This window comes from Pseudomonas sp. PME37.24/025 (assembly GCF_055556615.1).
In genome coordinates this window covers 200704-215762 of record NZ_JBVHNK010000009.1, presented here as the reverse complement: position 1 = coordinate 215762, position 15059 = coordinate 200704, and the positions used below count along the sequence as shown (strand labels likewise).

Below are 15059 nucleotides of genomic sequence, written 5' to 3'. Positions count from 1 at the left end.
AGGAGGATCTCTATTGACCAACAGATACAGGCCCGCCCTGAAGTCTTAAGGCCAATAGAGTTGGTCCGCTGGCTGACAAACCCCTTCATCAGCAGCGTTCAAGCCGGCAATTCGACCCTGGTCTGTGGGTCAGGATCTCGTTGCCTTGCATTATAATAGTGTTAACATGGCATTGTAATCAACGTCTAATTAGGGGATCGCATGACTACCGACTTCAAGAAGGCTGCACTGGATTACCATGAATTCCCAACCCCTGGGAAAATCAGCATTGAACTGACCAAACCCGCCGACACCGCCGCCCAACTTGCCTTGGCCTATAGCCCAGGCGTCGCTGAGCCTGTACGCGAAATCGCGCAGAACCCAGAGAATGCTTACCGCTTCACTGGAAAAGGGAATCTGGTGGCCGTGATCACCAACGGCACGGCCATTCTGGGACTTGGCAATCTAGGCCCCTTGGCCAGCAAGCCCGTCATGGAAGGCAAAGCGTTGCTGTTCAAGCGTTTTGCCGGCATTGACTCGATCGATATCGAAGTCAACTCCGAGAGCTCCCAGGCCTTTATCGATACCGTCGTGCGCATTGCTGACACCTTTGGTGGAATCAATCTGGAAGACATCAAAGCGCCCGAGTGCTTTGAAATCGAAAAGGCACTGATCGAACAGTGCAGCATCCCAGTCTTCCATGACGACCAACACGGTACTGCCATCGTCACCGCCGCTGGCATGCTCAATGCGCTGGAAATTCAGGGCAAAACCCTAGAGGACGCGAAAATTGTTTGCCTGGGTGCGGGTGCCGCCGCCACTGCCTGCATGCGCCTGCTGCTCAGTCTCGGCGCTCAAAAAAGTAATCTGTACATGGTCGACCGTACCGGTGTCATCCACTCCGAACGAGAAGACCTCAACCAATACAAAGCACAATTCGTAAACGACGGTGGCCCGCGTACGCTGATGGAAGCCATGAACGGCGCTGACGTGTTTGTTGGCCTGTCCGGAGCTAATCTTCTCCCAGCTGAAGCACTGGCAGTGATGGCTCCCAATCCGATCGTGTTTGCGTGCTCGAACCCCGATCCCGAAATCAGCTACGAACTGGCCATGGCCACTCGTGATGACCTGATCATGGCGACTGGGCGCTCTGACTACCCAAACCAGGTTAACAACGTTCTGGGCTTTCCGTTTATCTTCCGCGGGACCTTGGATGTTCGGGCAACCCGGATCAACGAAGCGATGAAAATTGCGGCGGTGGAAGCACTGCGCCAACTGGCCAAAGAGCCCACCCCTGTTGAAGTGCTGCAAGCATTCAACGTCGATAAGCTTGAGTTTGGGCGCGATTACATTCTCCCAAAAGCACTTGATGCTCGCCTGCTCGGAGCAATTGCCGGCGCAGTGGCTAAAGCGGCGGTCGACACCGGCGTTGCGAAGCTGCACTACCCGACACACTACCCGCTCTAAGCTGACGTCAATCATGCTGATGTGCCGCAGCTGCACGACCTTTTACAAGGTCGCAGCTGTCGCACCGGGGATCATCCAGCCGCAGCACGTCCTGAATATCGACAGCCCGCCATTTGCAAGATCATCCGCTCTTGGCTGATCGCGGGGTGAAGCTTTCCGGATCCCCGTCTGCTTCCCCAGCAGGTAATCACCACACAGGGTTGCCATCCCAAGCAATCCTGATCACCGATCAGAAAAAACGACAGTCAGCGGCTTTACCACTCAACGAGCAGACCAGCCTAAATCGCGAGGACCTGGTGATATCAGATGTGCATAATCGGTTGGCTTTCTTGCTCCTCATACGCTTGGGACAGGGGTGAATGAATGCCGATCAAATATGTTAGGAGCCTCACTGGGCGAAGGCGTACCACAGACGCAAACCGACATCTTGGATTTGCCTTAGCCTTCGTAGCGGGGGCAACCAACGCCGGTGGTTTCCTGGCGGTGCATCAGTACACCTCACACATGACAGGCATCGTCTCCTCGATGGCAGACAATAGTGTGCTAGGGGCCTACGACCTGGTGCTTAGTGGTGCCGGCGCCTTGTTGTCCTTTCTGGTTGGGGCCGCGTGCTCGGCGGTCATGGTCAATTACTCCCGACGCAGACGGATGCACAGTGAGTTTGCAGTGCCGCTCTTGTTCGAAGCCTTTCTGCTCATCTGCTTTGGCTTTCTGGGCGCTCGGCTATCCACCGTGGATGGTCTATTCGTGTCCGTCACCGTGATGCTGCTGTGCTTCATCATGGGGCTACAAAACGCAGTGATCACCAAAATTTCCAAAGCCGAAATCCGAACGACGCATATCACCGGCATCATCACGGATATCGGTATTGAGTTTGGAAAACTCTTTTATTGGAATGCCGTCAACACATCGAAGCATCCAAAAGTTCTCGCCAATCGGACCCGACTCAAAATACTGATACTGCTTGCGCTGAATTTCTTTTTTGGCGGCGTGGTGGGTGCCTTTGGGTTCAAGCACATTGGTTATATCTCAACGGTACCGCTCGCGATGGTTCTGGTGACGCTGGCGATCGTGCCTGCCGTTGATGATGCCAGGCTTTTTGTCCGCCGCGTCATGCGAAAGTGAGCAGCCTGCCTGCAAGCATCTTTCCAGGCGTTGCTATACTGGAGTTTCACTACGTCGTGTCGATATATGACGCGCCCGGTGTCCAGCGCGGATCCCACTCGTTCGAATGCTAAAAGCGATGCCTTCGCCGAGCGGTTTTTTTCGTTTATACCCCGCGTGGTGACCGGCTCTTCAAGATCATCGAGATGAGGGTTGTGATGACCCACATATTGGCCTGTATCGACAGTTCAGCGACATCTCCGGCCGTCTGCGACTACGCCGCTTGGGTCAGTCTCAACTTTGTTTTGCCGTTAACCCTCCTGAATGTTGTAGACCGCCCCGCTGGCGTAGAGATACGGCCCGGCAGCCTGGCGCACGTGCTAGAAGCTATGTCGCTGGACGAAAAGCGCCATGAGCAAGCGTTGAAGCAAGGCTTGATAATGCTGCAAAACGCTCGAGAAAGAGCGATTGCTGATGGTGTGATGCAGCCAGAGCTTCGTCAAAGCGACGGAGAACTGTTGGGTCGGTTACTCGAGATGGAAACTGACATGCGCTGGCTGGTCATGGGAAAACAAAGCTCGTTCTATCCCCGACTCAACCAGCTCGAAACCATCATCCATGCGTTGCACAAGCCGATCCTGGTCACACCTTGTTCCTTCAACCCACCACGAAGCCTGATATTTGCTTATGACGGGAGCGAGGACACGCACATGGGGGTGGAAATGCTGGCAGCGAGTCCAGTTCTCAGAAAGCTGCCCGTGCACCTGGTCATGGTCGCAGCCAACACGTCGAAGAATCTGGAACGACTCGATGCGGCAGGAGCCATTCTGCAATCAGCCGGGTGTGACGTGCGGACAGCCATCTGTGGCGGGAGAGTAGAGCTCGCCTTACAGTCCTATCAGATCGAACACGATATCGACCTGATGGTTATGGGCGCTTTTGGTCATTCGCGAGTCCGTCGATTTTGTCTTGGCAGTACGACTTCAAGAATGATCCGAGCCACAACTCGTCCTCTTCTATTCCTGCCCAAAAGCTACCTCAACATGTAACGCACAGACATTCAAACACCTTACCGTCTCAGGATGAAAACGCTCCCTGTCAGCACATGTGATTAACATTATATGTTAATGTTGTGCACATCTTCGATGGAGCAAATGACAGCATCCTGATCAGGTAACTCGCCCGTTACAGCCGCATCCTTGAGTAGTTTTGTGCGGCGCGAGAACTGACACCCACTCAGGTCGCCCGTCTATTGATCCGCGATGACCTGCGCAGTCACGGCGCGGAGGATGAAACACAGCACACTGGCGCGGTGAAAGCCGCCAGACAGACAATGCCAATCAGCAGACTCGTGACACCAGTCTCAATGACCCAATCAATACAGCGGCTGACAAAGCGCTGTTAAGGAAGAGACCATGAGCAAAACTATCGCAATCATCAAGGGTGACGGCATCGGCCCTGAGATCATGCAAGCGACGCTACGCGTACTCGATGCCCTTGACTGCAATCTTCAGTACGACTTCGTTGAGGCCGGTTTAGAGGCCTTGCAGCAGCATGGGCAACTTATGCCTCCCGCGTCCATCGAGACGATCGCCAAACATGGTGTCGCACTCAAAGGCCCTCTGACAACGCCGATTGGTCGCGGCTTCTCATCGATCAATGTCCACCTTCGCCGCCATTTCGATCTCTACGCCAATGTCCGACCAGCGATCAGTTTCCCAGGCACCCGTTCGCGCTTCGAAGATATCGACATCATCACGGTGCGCGAAAATACCGAAGGGGCGTACCTACCAGAAGGACAAAGTATTTCGGAGGACGGCGAAGTCGCTCTGGCGAGCATTCGTGTAACACGCACTGCCTCCGAACGCATCGTGCGGTATGCGTTCGAGCTGGCTCGTAGCAAAGGCCGTAAGAAAGTGACCGCGGTGCACAAGGCCAACATCATCAAGTCTTGCTCCGGGTTGTTCCTTGAGGCGGCGCGTGAGGTCGCTGCGAATTATCCGGAAATCGAATTCCACGAGATGATCGTCGATAACGCCTGTATGCAGCTGGTGATGAATCCCCATCAATTTGATGTCATCGTCACCACCAACCTGTTTGGCGACATCCTTTCAGACTTGTGCGCAGGCCTGGTAGGTGGATTGGGCTTGGCGCCGGGGTCCAACATCGGCGCCGATGCGGCCATCTTCGAAGCGGTCCACGGCTCGGCACCGGACATCGCCGGCAAGAACATCGCGAACCCATGTGCATTGTTATTGGCTGCCGCAGACATGCTTGATTACCTGGGCATGGTGGACAAGGGGACACGCATTCGTACAGCTATCCGCGTTGTTCTGAAAAGCTCTTGTGATCAAGTGACACCCGATATGGGAGGGACCGGTACAACTGAGTCCTTCGCTGACGCCTTGGTGGCCTACTTGCGTGACTAAATAGAGAATCAAGAAACACGCGCTCCGTCCGAGTCGCCAGCTCAGTACGAGCTGGCGACTTTCTACTCGTGCTCCACTCTGACCTACCAGTAGGACAGTCTGTTGGATTAAATCTTCTTATACTCCACGGGCTGATCCGGCCATGCTGTCAACACCTCAAAGCCATCGCGGGTGACCAAGACCATATGCTCCCACTGGGCCGAGAGCGAAAGATCCTTGGTGATCACGGTCCAGCCATCCCCCAGCGTTCTAACACCGTGCTTTCCAGCATTGAGCATTGGCTCGATCGTGAAGATCATGCCCGGTTTCAGTCTCACACCTTCACCGGGGTTGCCATAATGACGGACCTGTGGCTCATCGTGGTAAACCATGCCAATACCATGTCCACAGTAGTCACGCACTACGCTATACCCTTCACGGTGCGCCACGGTTTGAATGGCGTGACCGACATCACCGAGCGTGGCACCAGGGCCTACTGCATGAATGCCGGCACACATCGCCTCATAGGTCGAGTCCACCAGCCGACGAGCCTCTGCGCTTGGCTCGCCGACAAAATACATGCGGCTTGTATCACCGAACCAACCATCTTTGAGCACCGCGACATCAATATTGAGGATATCGCCATCCGAGAGTTCTTTATCTGACGGGATTCCGTGGCAAACGACATGATTGATGGAGGTGCACAAGGTTTTGGGGAAACCGTGATAACCGATATTGGCTGGAGTGGCCTTCTGTACGTTGACAATGTAGTCATGACAGAGTTTATCAAGCTCATTGGTCGAAACTCCGGGCCTGACGTGAGGCGCAATCATGCTCAGAACCTCCGCAGCCATCTTTCCCGCAGTTCGCGACATAGAAATTAGTGCAGGCTTCATAGTGGTACTTTTACCCTCATTATGAACATTGGTTGGCCGGGTGCTCATTCGCCAGATGCTATGCAATTGCAGGAACGCAGCATAAAAATTAATTCGACTTACTAAGTCCCACAGTACTCTACGGAAGAAAATTTTTTTGCACGGTAACTTTAACGTTAACAGAAGTCCATTAAGCATTATTACTTGCTGCAGCCACGCGTGTAGGTGGACGGCAATGCACAAGGGTATGAGTGCGGAGCTTCTATACGCTCTTTTAGCTTTGCTGCGTAATCTTTTGCACCCTGCTCATTGCGGAATTGAATGCGCCTGGTTCCAATACACACGGACCATAGTTCTTCACTCTGACTAGACAGATACTCGATTCTGACTGACATGACGACACTCCAAGGAAAAGAATTCAAAAATGAATTTCAGCAACCTTGATACCGATTTCTCGCAGTTCATGAATCAAATCATCAAGGTATCGAAAGGGTTCGATTTCTTCGTTGTCATTGACCAGGAAGAAGCTTCTTCCTGCATCCTTTTTAAAAAAGACGATCCACTCCTGGGTGTTGGCCGGGTTGGCAATCAAATGGGTATCAAACTGAATGCCTTCAGCGTGTTTGGTTTTTACGTCCTCACGTTTCATACGGGTCTCCAAGCGCTCACAGTATTGCTGTTCTCATGCATGAATTTGCCTCCCGGCAATCGATCAAAAGACCTCGCCCGTGCCTGAAGCAAGGGCGAGTAGATTACCTTTCCATTATCACTTGATGATAATATTATGCACATATGACCCCTTGGAGGCTAGTCATGAGCAGGACTGTCGAAGCACCTGAGCCACGTGGGTCCGAGTAGGTCCACCCAATGCCGTGGCTTTGAAGGCGTGCGACCATGCGGTCGGCTTCCGGCGATAACAGGATTTGCCGGCCAGATAGAGAACAAGTAGGACCAAAGGGTTCTAATAATAAGTAGCGAGCTATCAATTCAAGGCCTTGAAGGTGATTGTCTGCACAGGCTCCGAAATGGCTTACTGGATCGTGATGGTTACCACCTTGAAGAACACATATGGCGTCATGCGCAAAGGCACCAGATGAGTACCTCGCAGCGGCGGATCCTCCTTGCTTTTGATTCAACGCGTACGGTTTCTGAATTTTAAGGACGACGACATTCATCATGCGGAAAACAGAAAGTGAGAAGCGCCTCCCGCTCAATGCTCCGACCCTAGAGCCTGGGCAACGACTGTTGGTTTGCCATGAGCAATGCGTCGTCGTCCAGCAGCGAGAAACGAGAATTTATCAAGTTGTATTCGACTGCAAATCACCCAAAACAATTCGAATTTTTTGGGCAGAAGATGAGTGGATTTTCATCGGCAGGCATAAGCAAGATGCTGAGAAAGATCCTTCACTGGAGACCTTTGTATCAACGCTAAGAACTGGGCTAAAAACTGTCTGGCGATAAATACGGTTCTGATCTATCGCGGTGAATCAAGACGCATGCAGTTGACCGCTCACTACTGATTTTTCTTCGCCTGTCCAAGTAGCACAACGTTGGGGCTCGAAAGCGCCAGCTCCAATTCGGCAACATGATTCTGGCAGTAGGCTGGCAAGGTATCGCGTTGCTGCACAACCGCTCCCATTCGTTCCCGGAGGCCGCGGTTCTTTTTACGAGCTGTAACCCTGACCTGATGAGCGGATTCCGGTCAACATCAAGATGGGCTGCTACATACTTCTGAGTTTCAGCGATGAGAGTGGGGAAGCGATATTTTAACTCTGATGGATCGCCCCCCACCTCCTTGGCCTGACTGACTCGGGCGCCCTTCGGCAAGCGCTCAGGCTCGTCATTTTTCAGGCACACAATGCGGCGCAGTAGAGATCGCCATGCTTTTTTGGTTGAGGTGATACGTCATCTATCGCTGGTCAGCTCGAATGCAAACAAGTGGTCAGTGGGAATGCAAACGACTGGTCAAGTCGAATGCAAACGGGTGGGCAGTGGCTGTGCAAACGGGTGGTCAAGTGAGGTGCAATTACGCAACGTGTACGGTATCAAGCTCTCTCACCCATGCGTGCCCTCAGTCGTCACGGATTATCATCGCAGGAAAGTCGCCCCATGGATCTGGATCAGCTCATAACAATCGAGCCTGCTGCGTTTAGGCAGCTCTTGGAAGAAGACTATTTCGACAACAACGGCATCTACATCATCCGGGTCTACAACGCGCTGATGCACAGTGCACTGGATCAACCTGTCAAAGTTGCACGGCTTGCTGAAGTTGCCGTCGAGGTCTATTCCGAGGCCGGGAATGACGAGGAAACAATCTTGTACCTGGAGCTGCAGATACGTGCATTGCTCTGCGATCAGAATCTTAATCAAGCGATGCTTCTAGTCGAACGTATTGCCTGTATAGACCATGACGCCAGTGAGACAACCGTGCTGGAGCTGGCCGAAGACATCTTGAGCAGTAAGGACGACTATGGGGTTAGCGTTGACCAGCGTCCACGCATCCTCGCTCATGTTGCGCGGCTGATTCAACGCTATGGTCAACAGGAGAGAGTGGCCCATCTCTATTTGGAGGCTGCCAGCCTCTACTCTAGTCATGGTGCGTTTCAACCGGCCTATCGCTGTGTGAGTGAAGCCGAAGAAATCGCCCAATCATTGGACTCACTGGCGCTTAAGGCACATTGCTACACAATCCTAATGAGCGTCGCGTGTGAAGAAAACGATTACGGTTTTGGTGTGACCACGGGCGAAATGGCAGTAAGTGCTTATCAGGAGCTTGGTGAGACATCTCCCGCCATGCTTCTTGGGAATCTAGGCGTGGCTTACATGAACTCTAATGAGGAAGAAAAAGCGATTGGCTATTTCGAACAGGCCCTCGCGAGCGCTGATTGCACGGATTACATGACAATCACGGCAAGAGGCAACCTGTCCGTATGCCTGAGACGCTGCGGTCGACTCGTCGAGGCCGAAAATCTGCTTGCCATAGCCGAAGCGGCGCTCGTGGATGATGTACAGAACCTGGAAGGACTTTTAGAGATTTCCTTGAGCGGTGCAAAGCTAGCGGTAGAACGACAGGATGCACCGCTTCTGGTTAAGCGGCTTCAAGACGCCACGAATCATTTGGATCGAATTCTTTCCGATGTATTAAGACTGCACCACCGCCGCGGTATCCGAGAGCGCTATATCACCCGCATTGAAGGACTGCTGCGTGCACTCCCGCCTACTGGAAACACTACAGATGCGCTGCTGCCTATCATCGCTACCAGGGGCAATGCGATGGGAGACTGGCTTACGATTTTGAGTTGGGCTAATGATTTCCGCAGGTCTCGACCAGCGTTGGACGAAACCGCCCTACAGCTTGGCCGCGTGCTAAAGGCCATACGAGAGATCGGCGCTCCCCATCTCTATGGATACCGCGAAAAAGCGGATGATGCATGGAGTGTTTTCAACACCACGCGCGTGTGGGACGAACTCTCAAATATCGCTGCGACCATTGACTCCCAGAGTGCCAATCGCCCCCTGGAACGCGCTAACGCTCAGCATCAGTCCACGCTCTGCCTGTCTCGCCTAGATGCTGGTCACTGCCTGATGGTAATGACTTATGCGGGGGAATCGGCGTTGCTTTGGTACTTCCTCGGAGGCGAGTACAACCGGATCTCGATTCCGTTAGTCCCAATGAAAGAATGGCATTTGGCTCAGCTCGACTTTGCTCAACAGTTCATGAGCAAGGGTGAATTTATGGGGGCGCTTAGCAAATTGATCACTTCGCTAGCGCCATCACTGGACACCGTGTTCTCTGATATTGCTGGCGCGGGATGTAAGTCCGTCCGATTCATTGAGGACTGTTTTAACGACGTCCCGCTGATAGAGTTTGCAATGCGCAATACCGAGCTATGCGCACGGATGGCGGAGGGGACGTTTGAGGTCAGAATGGTTCCAGCTCTCATCGAACCGATAGATGTAGAAGGCCCTCTCTTAACTACAGCAGCTATCATTGACCGCAAGGAAGACCTCCTGCTCGCCCCTTATGAATCCATGGCTTTTACCCAAGCTGCGGGCCTGGAGCAGGCTACGATGATGGAAGCAGATGGGCCTGCTGATTTAGAAGATCTTTTGCGGAAATACGATGCTTTGATCGTCTCCACACATGGGCATTCGCTGAAGTTTTTCGCAGACGCTCACTTTGCTCACCTGGGGAGCCGTGAACACCCGCATCCGATAGGCGTCGCCGCTATGCAGGCGGCTGCACCAAATCTTCAACTGCGTCTCGCATTAGTAAACACTTGCTTCTCGGGGACCAGATCATCGCGCAACACCCAAAAGAGATTTCGCACGAGCGACTCTGTGGCATTACCTAACCTCTTTTTGCTCAATCGAAAAGCCATCGCGTTAGCTGGGATGTGGAAGATATCTGACACGGCATGTTTCACACTTACGCACTTGGTAGGCGAAGGACTCAAGCTCGGATTTGAGCCCTCCCTTGCGGTGTCAAGGGCGGTCGCTAAGGTTCGTATGAGCACCCGTACATCTGTGACCAACATCCTAGAAAACGGTCTCCCTGAATCGCTTCATGCTGAAGCGCTCCAGCGGATTTCAGGAGCTCCGGAGGTTGGAATGTTTTCCAGTCCTTACGTCACAGCAGGTTTCACCATACACGGCCTCCTATGACCGTAAGCGTCCCGCAAAGGCATCTGGTTAGCACCGCTAAGCCAGGAAAGGGTCTCCACTAAGTGGACACCATTTCTAGCTCCTTTATTCGATGCTGAGTGCTGGAGGCTGATTTGCCGCCGCAGCAAGATCAGAGAGCAGCAATTGTTCAAAGTCCAGCGGGTCTTCTATCCACTCTGGCCACGTCATGTTCAGGCAAAGCCTGAGGTCTTGATCGGACTCCACAACCGGCGCGGGGACAGTGCAACACAGAATCTCGGCTACTCGATCACGAAAAATCAGGAGAGGTACCTTCCGAATTCAAAGCAGTCAACAACCGCGACCGCAATTTCACCAGCGCCAAACTGAAGCGGCGAATGGAAGAAATTGAATCGATTATCAATCGTTACCTGACGGCACTCGATGCTGCCGATCGGCAAGAATCAACAGCTTCCGAGCCCAGTGCCGAGCGGCTGGAAGAGAAAATCGCCAAGCTTAAAACTCAAATGAAAGAGCTTCAGGCGATCGAAATCCAGCTCAATGAATCGCCGGATTAGCAGGTCTCACTGACCGACCCAGACAGCCGCTCCATGATGACGCGCGGCACGGGAATCGTTGGCTACAACGTGCAGACAGCGGTCGATACGCAGCACCATTTGATCGTTGCGCATGAGGTGACCAACGTCGGTTCCGACCGCGATCAACTCAGCTCGATGGCCAAGCAGGCCCGCGAGGCGATGACGTCAGATTCGTTGTCGGTAGTGGCGGACCGAGGTTATTTCAAAAGCGAACAAATCCTGGCTTGTCACGACGCCGGCATCACCGCCTATGAGCCCAAACTGATGACCTCTGGAGCCAAGGCTGACGGGCGTTTCAATAACGATGCCTTCATCTATGACACAGCGAAAAACGAATACATTTGTCCGGCTGGCGAGGCGCTGATCTGGCACTACTCCTACGTTGAAAAAGGTCTGAAGTTGCATCGTTACTGGAGTTCGAAATGCCGGGGCTGCGTGTTGAAATCGCAGTGCACCCCGAGCACGGAACGACGAATTCGACGCTGGGAACATGAAGCTGTACTGGAGGAAATGCAGGCCCGGCTGAGCAATACACCGGAGATGATGCAAGTCCGAAAACGGACTGTTGAGCATCCCTTCGGGACGCTCAAACAATGGATGGGTGCGACGCACTTCCTGACGCGAAAGCTGGCTGGGGTGAGCGCGGAGATGAGCTTGAATGTGCTCGCCTACAACTTGAAACGGGTTATGAAAATCATCGGTGCCAACGGTTTGATGAAAGCGCTGACGGCCTGAAAAAGGCTGATTTTGGCCCATCCCAGAGGCTGTAAAACAGCGTTGACGTGTTCCAGAGAGCGATCGATGCGACCCGCGGCATTGACCGTGCGATCGCTCAGCCAACGAACGTTGATGATCCAAGACGATGAGGCCAAGAGCGTTTTTACACACTCTGGGCCAGAAGCAGACGGTCAATCGACTAAGGCAGCGAGCAAGGTTGAGATAGCCAGAGGACTACATTTAATTGCATTTCCGGTAGGTCTTGATTGAATCTCTCAGGGTTATAGGTCGCGGGCGATCAGTTCCTTCATAAATTTGTTGGAGCCGCCAGAGATCCGCATCGTTCGGCTATTGGTGTAGAGCCAAGCGATCGGATATTCAAAAAATATAGTGAATACGGCCGTCTTTTTTCCGCATGCCCACGATATTGTCTTTGCTGGATTACTCTGAAAGAGCGATGGGCGGCCATTTTTCGATGGCCGCCAAATGGCCGTAAAGGTCAGATACGTTCGACGCGGGTCTTGCCAGACGCGACCAGGCGTTCCAGCAAATGTGCTGGTTGGAACCACATGGTGCCATAGGCTCCAAGTGATTCTCGGTAATGGCCGATTCGTTCCAGTACCTGTGCCAGCCCCAGCCCTTCGGCGTAGTGCAGCGGGCCACCGCGCTAGGCCGGGAAGCCGTAGCCGTTGATCCAGACCAGATCGATATCGCTGCTGCGCTGGGCGATGCCTTCGTCGAGCAACTGGATGGCCTCGACATCGACTGTTTGGACGTTCGCTGCCCACTTTTGCCTATTCCTGCCATACCAGAACAGTATTCCACGCGAAGCGGAGGATTGAAGCCGAAACGTACTACCGTCATCTCCCACTCCGACTGATAAACCGGCCACTAAGTCGGCACATAGACTGTCCAACGTATGCAGGTGAAGCGGGCGGCTCGACTCCGTCGTCATGTTCGTCTCCTAGACTTGTTCTCTCCGCATCTTACGAAGGAAATTCCGGATTTAGCATTCACAGGATAGTTATATCTACTATTGCTAATAAAAGCATGGCACCCGGAGGCGAATGACCGCTATGGTCGATTTCTGCCTGTCGCCACCCTCAGTTATGTGGCTTGGGGCTGGCGACCAGTTAAACATTGAGATGTTGGATGGAGTGATGGTGTTAAATCCAGTCCGGGATACGTCTACCGCCCCCTAATGTTTGAGGCTTCAATCGAGACGAACCTATTGGGCGACCCGCGGTAACCGAATGCGGTTTAATGCCAGGCGGGCGAGCTAAGTAAGAGTACCCACTTACATCGACTTGACCGAGACCACTTCCACAAACCTGAATTTTTTTCTGGCCGTCTTAGTAGCTTCTTGTTCTGCAACCAGGGAGCTCAGCGTATCGGCCTCATGTACCATCTCGTGCATCTCGCCTTCAAATTCGTTTCCCACACGGAGCGTGACTCTCAACCTAGGCGTGAAGCCTTTTGAGACTGTCTTTTTCTTCGCTGCCTTCACCGGTTGCACGATCACAACATCCGGGACTGTGTCCTGCACGTCTGAGTTAATTGCCGGCGCAGAGGGCTCAGAATCACCGAATAGCGCCCGGCGCATCTCATCTTCCATCAATTCTGCATTCATACCATTTCTCAGAAAGGTGTTATCTATAACCTGATCGATTCTATCAGGATGGCCGGACTCTGTAGTAAAGCGTCGCAGGGGGCAGACCTGAAGTGGTAAAGGGCCAGCAGATACCGGCGAGCGTCAGCGTCTGTCCATCTGCCGCCTATCATGGCGGGCTGCTGTCGGCCAAAAGCCGCCGCTCGCGAACAGCAGCAATCAACCCATAGCTGCCGTTCGTAAACGGCAGGCTCAGCCGAAGACAGCGGAGCGTCCACCGGTGAGCAGAAACCTTGGGGGGCCGTGGAACACCCGACTGCAACGTCTAGTGGTCCGACATTTTAAGCCGGCATCCTTATATAGCAGGCGGTCGAATGTTCTCATCAATGGTGTCAGAATCAGGGAAATTTCTCCTGGCGGATGCGCCCATGCTGGTTACTCACATACTCGGAGACTGTCCAGCCTGCCAAGGTAAAGACTGCTTCGGGAACGTTGCCGTTTATAGCGACTACGTTCTGCGGGGATGTCTGCATTGTCGGCATGAGCTTACGGTTTGGCTGCCGGAGGTTCACAAGAAGGTCCTGTACCTAGACCAGTTCTTCTTTTCTGGCGCGTTTCGTGGTGGGGAGGCTAATGCTAAGTTTGTAGGGGCGGCCGAACGTGTGAAGCAGGCCGCGCGCTTACAGCTTCTGGTCGCGCCATACTCTTCAATTCACGAGGACGAGACCCGTCAGTGGCGCGGCTATGATGGCTTGAAAAACGTCGACCTCTTGGCGTTCATCAAAAATGTTTCGCATGGATCAGAGTTCCACCAGGACTATTACGTCGAGAGGACGCAGGTTTTCAAGGCGTGGAGCGCGTTCCTCAAAGGCGAGCCTCCAGAGTATGTGCTTGAGCGTGACGACGCTATCGAAGGAGCGCTGGACGAGTGGGACAGCTACTATCGCGTTGATGTGGATGGGTACTACAAAGATATCGAGTTGAAACGGTTACTGAAGGCGCAATCAGTCGATGAACTGATTACTACGTTCGATGAATGGCAAGTATCGACTCAATCGTTCGAGCAAGACGTCGCCCTTGAGGTGGCTGAAACCGCGAAGATTTACCTGAATACATACATCACCAAGTTGACTCGACTTGCGCACGGTGACTACGCAGCGCTAGGGGACTCTCCGATTGTGAGCCAGGTCGTCGAGCAGATGCTGCATTGGCTTCCGAAGGACCAGCCTCTGGATCTGCAACTCAGGCGGTGCGCTGACTTCTTTAAGTCTGAGCATTTTCAGCAGGTGCCAAACCTTTATATTTCCGCCCGAATTTACCCAACGCTAAAGGAAATGGTGAAGCGAGGTGCCTACGCCAACCGCAAATTAGCTCGCAAACGCCTCAACGGTTTTTTTGAAGACGTCAGCCACATTTCGCTATACGCGCCGTACTGCGACGCGTTCTTCATGGACCAGCCAATGGCTGAGCTTGTCAGCCATCCCAACATCGACCTTCAGGGCCGCTATGGAGTGCGTGTTTTCAGCCTGAACAATCTGACGCAGTTCTTCGAGTGGATTGATGAACTTGAGTCCAGTATGAGCGACGACCACAAGGCTGGAATCGAAGCGGCGTATCCCTCACGAAACACGCGGGTTGGATAGAGTGCGGGTGCAGGCCTCTGTTTTCGAGCTTGGTA

Annotated in this window: 9 protein-coding genes and 2 pseudogenes; 7 read left to right on the top strand and 4 right to left on the bottom strand. The window is 53.2% G+C overall.

Annotated features, from left to right (window positions below):
- Positions 1–201: 201 nt before the first annotated feature.
- The 4 genes from ACZ3HH_RS17955 to ACZ3HH_RS17940 all read left to right on the top strand — a co-directional run bounded on the left by ACZ3HH_RS17955 (position 202) and on the right by ACZ3HH_RS17940 (position 4979).
- Complete coding sequence (locus ACZ3HH_RS17955; protein ID WP_465806388.1) at positions 202–1446, top strand: malic enzyme-like NAD(P)-binding protein; 1245 nt, start codon at positions 202–204, stop codon at positions 1444–1446.
- 363 nt (positions 1447–1809) lie between these two features.
- Complete coding sequence (locus ACZ3HH_RS17950; RefSeq protein ID WP_046031601.1) at positions 1810–2571, top strand: YoaK family protein; 762 nt, start codon at positions 1810–1812, stop codon at positions 2569–2571.
- Positions 2572–2768: 197 nt separating this feature from the next.
- Positions 2769–3599: a universal stress protein gene (locus tag ACZ3HH_RS17945; protein WP_046031823.1), complete on the top strand. Its 831-nt coding sequence runs from the start codon at positions 2769–2771 to the stop codon at positions 3597–3599.
- 366 nt (positions 3600–3965) lie between these two features.
- Complete coding sequence (locus ACZ3HH_RS17940; protein WP_046031600.1) at positions 3966–4979, top strand: isocitrate dehydrogenase; 1014 nt, start codon at positions 3966–3968, stop codon at positions 4977–4979.
- A gap of 107 nt (positions 4980–5086) precedes the next feature.
- Here the strand turns inward: ACZ3HH_RS17940 and map are convergent, their stop codons facing one another.
- Both map and ACZ3HH_RS17930 read right to left on the bottom strand, forming a co-directional pair.
- Positions 5087–5854, bottom strand: coding sequence for a type I methionyl aminopeptidase (map, locus tag ACZ3HH_RS17935; RefSeq protein ID WP_465806385.1), 768 nt, complete (start codon positions 5852–5854; stop codon positions 5087–5089).
- A gap of 397 nt (positions 5855–6251) precedes the next feature.
- On the bottom strand, positions 6252–6482 hold the full coding sequence (locus ACZ3HH_RS17930; protein WP_046031598.1) for a hypothetical protein: 231 nt from the start codon (positions 6480–6482) through the stop codon (positions 6252–6254).
- A gap of 1460 nt (positions 6483–7942) precedes the next feature.
- Here ACZ3HH_RS17930 and ACZ3HH_RS17925 point away from each other — a divergent pair.
- The gene (locus ACZ3HH_RS17925; RefSeq protein WP_046031597.1) at positions 7943–10498 is read left to right on the top strand and encodes a tetratricopeptide repeat protein; all 2556 of its coding nucleotides are present in this window, start codon (positions 7943–7945) and stop codon (positions 10496–10498) included.
- A 293-nt stretch (positions 10499–10791) separates the two neighbouring features.
- Positions 10792–11790: pseudogene (locus ACZ3HH_RS17920) on the top strand (IS1182 family transposase); the annotation flags it as partial.
- 481 nt (positions 11791–12271) lie between these two features.
- On the opposite strand, the pseudogene ACZ3HH_RS17915 reads toward ACZ3HH_RS17920, so the two are convergent.
- Positions 12272–12529 (bottom strand): annotated as a pseudogene (locus tag ACZ3HH_RS17915) (3-hydroxyacyl-CoA dehydrogenase family protein); the annotation flags it as partial.
- Positions 12530–13069: 540 nt separating this feature from the next.
- Positions 13070–13402, bottom strand: coding sequence for a hypothetical protein (locus ACZ3HH_RS17910; RefSeq protein ID WP_046031582.1), 333 nt, complete (start codon positions 13400–13402; stop codon positions 13070–13072).
- A gap of 353 nt (positions 13403–13755) precedes the next feature.
- Here ACZ3HH_RS17910 and ACZ3HH_RS17905 point away from each other — a divergent pair, with 353 nt between their 5' ends.
- A complete protein-coding gene (locus ACZ3HH_RS17905) occupies positions 13756–15024 on the top strand; it encodes a hypothetical protein (protein WP_465806382.1) in 1269 nt (422 codons plus the stop codon).
- Positions 15025–15059 lie beyond the last annotated feature (35 nt).